This window comes from Ilumatobacter sp., from assembly GCF_041688325.1.
Lineage (GTDB): Bacteria > Actinomycetota > Acidimicrobiia > Acidimicrobiales > Ilumatobacteraceae > Ilumatobacter_A.
In genome coordinates this window covers 1-3864 of record NZ_JBDNIJ010000250.1, presented here as the reverse complement: position 1 = coordinate 3864, position 3864 = coordinate 1, and the positions used below count along the sequence as shown (strand labels likewise).

The following is a 3864-nucleotide window of genomic DNA, read 5'->3' as shown; positions in this document are numbered from 1 at the left end:
TTCGATGGGTCGATCAGTGCGCCGGCCGGTGTCGTGAACACAAGCTCCGAACTGGTCCATGTTGGCGCAGCGAGTCGCTCGACTTTCTGGTCTCGCCGATGGCTGGCGATCCAGTCGGTGAGGTCGGGCGCAAGTGCGATCGTCCGTTTCGATGCGGCGGTCTTGAGGTCGTCCGAGATGTAGACCTTCCCGCCCGATCGGCCGAGGCCGCGGGTGACGTTCACGTAGTTGTCGCCGAGGTCGTTCCAGTGCAGCGCGAACGCTTCGCCGGGTCGCAGCCCGCACCGAAGCATGATCCCGAACGCGAGCCCGTTGCGTTCGTCGCGTAGCTGCCTGAGTAGCGTGCGGGCGTCATCAGGCGAGAGTGATCGGCGCGCGGCTGTACGGGGCGCTGAGGCTGGTATCACGGCCACGGCCACGACGTTGCGGGCGAGGTCGCCGCGCCGGACGGCAGACTGCAGGACGAGCGAGAGCGTGGCCGAAACCTTGACGATCGACGCGCGACTCTGTCCCTCGTTGGCGAGCGTCTTGAATGCTGCCTCTACGTCGCGGACTTTGAGTTGAACAAGGCGGTGATGACCGAGTAGACGGATCGCGTGCGCCGCTGAGTAACGGTGTCGGTCGTTGGTCGAGGGTGCAAGATTACGCGCCGGCATGTCGTCGGTCAGCCATTCGGTGACAGCTTCGGTGACGGTGGTGCCGGCCCGACGGTCGCGGGCGTGTTTCGCCGTTGGTGCTTCGTATTCGCCGGTGGCGAGTTGGCGGCGAAGATCGGCGATCTTTGCTCGAACGGCGGTCCTGTCCTTGCCGGTCCGCTTGTATCGGCGTCCATCAATGACGACCCACCTCGAGAACGTGCCGTTTGGGTTCTCGACCTCGCTGCCTTCGCCGTAGTTGTTTCGATTCTTGATGCCCTTTGTGCGTCCCTTGCGTGCCTCTGTCATGTCGAACCTCTGCCTTTGGGGTTGCTTTACCGGTGCACTTCGGTGCACTCTGTATTGACAACAATAGACACAGTGAACATAAAGCCCCTGCTAGTAGTGCTTCTACCAGGTACTTCGACTGCCTTTACATGGCAGATGTCGGGGGTTCGAGTCCCTCTGCGCCCACCCGATTACCAGGTGTTTTGTAGAAATACGGAACCACTGCCTCGCGCCTGACTGCTTAATGACTGCGTACCGACACGACCAGCGCGCAGGCGGCGCGCTGCGGGCCTTCGTCGCATATCGCCGCTGACGGCCGTTCGGTGCCGCGGTCCGCCAGGGGTAAATCCCCTGATAGATCATCAGCCGTATCCACGTGAGGCGCCGCATCGGCCAAAAAGCAGGTGCAGGGCTGCAAGCCGCTGTTGTGGTGAGGCGGTAACGCCGATGACGGGCGCAGGGTCGCGGACCTCGCCGAACCGAGGTCCGCGACCCTTCCGACTTTCGCTCAGGTCAGCCGCAGCTGGCGCTGAGGGCAACAAACGCTGTGTTGTCCACCCCAACACACTGAAATCCGGGACCGCCCACGACGCCGCCCAGTGCGGTGTCAGCCACCTTCACCGATGAGGTCCCATCGTTAAAGATACTGTTGGTGGTGCCGGTGATTGACGAGTTTCGAATCGACGCGACGAGGGAGTGTCAGATAAACGGTGGAAGTGGTCTGGCCTGAAACGCTGAGCTGAATGGCTCGGCCGGAAGGACAGACAATGACAGACCATGATGTTCCGGTGGCAACACCACCGGACGAAAACAATGACGTGGAGCGGCCCGAGAGATCGGTAGCGGAGCAGCTCGTTGACCAGGCCCGCGCGGAGGGGGTCGACCTGGTCGGCCCGGGCGGGTTGCTGAGCAACCTGACCAAGCAGGTCCTCGAGACAGGTTTGGAAGTCGAGATGGAAGAACACCTCGGCTACGAGAAACACGCAGTTGAGGGACGCGACAGAGACAACAGCCGTACCGGGACCCGATCGAAAACGGTGATCACCGAGATCGGCCCAGTGGCCCTCTCAGTGCCACGCGATCGTGACGGTTCGTTCGAACCCAAGACCGTGAAGAAACGTCAGCGGCGCCTCGATGGGGTCGACTCGATGGTGATCTCGCTCACCGCGAAAGGTTTGACGACAGGCGAGGTCCAAGCCCATCTGATGGAGGTCTATTCGACGGAGATCTCACGTGAGACGATCTCGAAGATCACTGACCGGGTTCTCGGCGAGATGGCGGATTGGCAGAACCGGCCACTCGATCGCGTGTATCCGGTGATCTTCATTGACGCTCTGGTGGTCAAGATCCGCGACGGTCAAGTCGCGAACCGGCCCGTCTACGCAGCGATTGGAGTCACTGTTGACGGCAAACGCGACATCTTGGGCTTGTGGGTTGGGACTGGCGGCGAGGGCGCCAAATACTGGTTGCAGGTGCTGACTGAGATCAAGAACCGTGGCGTCGAGGACGCGTGCATGGTCGTGTGTGACGGGTTGAAAGGGTTGCCCGAATCAATCGAGGCGGCTTGGCCGTTGGCGATCGTTCAGACCTGTGTGCTGCACCTGATCCGCAACACCTTCCGCCTCGCGTCGCCGAGCACGCGGGCACTTCCCGAACGAGCAAGCCGCGTTGAAATGCCTTCATATGGTGGTCAGATCCTTGGATCCGAAAGGCACCGGCCAGGAACGCTGGATGAACCGCTGGAAGCCCGCCCTCAACGCCTTCGCCATCACCTTCGAAGGCCGCCTCTTCTGAGGCCCTAACATCACCAACAACAACAATGAGCCAGACTAGTTACACCGAATTCCTGACAGACCCCTGGCTGCTGGTTCAGCTGTCTCCTGAGCGGACTGTGCCTGCCAGGTTGATAATCGTGTTGCGGTTCGGCGGTGGAGCGTCTGATTTCATTCACGCAGACTGCTTGACGTACAGGGGTTTGACATCTACGTTACATGGCAAAGCATCGTCAAAAGGCCGTCGGAGTGCCAGCAATTTACGAACAAGCTCATTGAGTGCAAGGTGAGGAGTTTTTGATGGCAAAACGAGGTCCCAAAGGTCCACTGACTGACGATCACAAGGCTGCACTAGCTGTAGGCCGCCAAGAGAGTCGCATGGTTCGCGCCTATCTCGATGGTTTGCGAGCTCACCGACCTCGCCGAGGTCGAAAGCGCTCACCCGAGTCCATCCAGAAGCGCCTCCTTGCGATTGAGGCCGAAGTGCTGGATGCTGATCCGATCAAGGAACTCCGCCTGATACAGGAGCGGCGAGATCTCGCCTCGGCCCTTGAGTCGCTCGCCACGCAACCCGATCTTGGTGAATCAGAAGCGGCGTTCATCAAGATTGCCGCCTCATACGGGAGCCGCAACGGGATCTCCTACGGCGCGTGGCGCGAGGTCGGGGTTGAGGCGTCGGTTCTTTCCCAAGCTGGCATTTCACGCTCCTCCTGACGGGATGATTGCTCCCTGATTACAACGGAGCGACTTCGCCGTGCGTACGTTCGTGACGGAACGCCATCAACAGCTCGTCGAGCGACAGCAATGGCGTGCCGAGTCGCTCCGACGTTGCGACGGCCGACACCGACGTGTCGAAGGGGATTCGTTGGCCAGCGAACGCTTCTGCAGGCGCTGGGCCGAAACGCAGCAGCGACCGGTCCAGCCCGAACACGTCGACCGTCGCATCGGCCAATTCTCGGCGGGTCGTCGAGGTGGACCCGCAGCAGTGGAAGATGCCGGCGTGTCCGCCAGCCACAATGTGCCGCATTACCGGCTCTTCTCATTTGAGTGGGGACTGGCGTGTTCGAATGCGCGGTGGTGAGGGTCGTTCGGGCCAGGTGACGCCGCCGGTGTGGAGCAACACGCGAAGCCTGTAGTTGTCGAACCGACGAAAGCCATGGCCGCAGCGC

General features: G+C 61.2%; 3 protein-coding genes, 1 tRNA gene and 1 pseudogene. 3 read left to right on the top strand and 2 right to left on the bottom strand.

The genetic code is table 11. From position 1 onward, the window contains the following. The coding region (gene xerC, locus ACH2EI_RS13980) for a tyrosine recombinase XerC (protein WP_395160483.1) at window positions 1-944 on the bottom strand (944 nt) is incomplete at its 3' end. A gap of 93 nt (window positions 945-1037) precedes the next feature. Between xerC and ACH2EI_RS13975 the strand changes: the two genes are divergently transcribed. The 3 genes and pseudogenes from ACH2EI_RS13975 (at window position 1038) to ACH2EI_RS13965 (ending at window position 3409) form a co-directional block, all read left to right on the top strand. Next, window positions 1038-1109 (top strand) — tRNA-OTHER (locus tag ACH2EI_RS13975). A 581-nt stretch (window positions 1110-1690) separates the two neighbouring features. After that, window positions 1691-2717 (top strand): annotated as a pseudogene (locus ACH2EI_RS13970) (IS256 family transposase). Between the two features lie 278 nt (window positions 2718-2995). Next, complete coding sequence (locus ACH2EI_RS13965; RefSeq protein WP_395160481.1) at window positions 2996-3409, top strand: hypothetical protein; 414 nt, start codon at window positions 2996-2998, stop codon at window positions 3407-3409. A 19-nt stretch (window positions 3410-3428) separates the two neighbouring features. Here ACH2EI_RS13965 and ACH2EI_RS13960 read toward each other — a convergent pair whose 3' ends face one another. Beyond that, entirely contained in the window at window positions 3429-3722 is a 294-nt protein-coding gene (locus ACH2EI_RS13960) for a hypothetical protein (protein ID WP_395160479.1), read from the bottom strand. Window positions 3723-3864: the final 142 nt, after the last annotated feature.

Coding starts and splice junctions, on each gene's coding strand:
- ACH2EI_RS13960 (WP_395160479.1), bottom strand. CDS start 3,722: ATGCGGCACATTGTGGCTGGCGGACACGCCGGCATCTTCCACTGCTGC.
- ACH2EI_RS13965 (WP_395160481.1), top strand. CDS start 2,996: ATGGCAAAACGAGGTCCCAAAGGTCCACTGACTGACGATCACAAGGCT.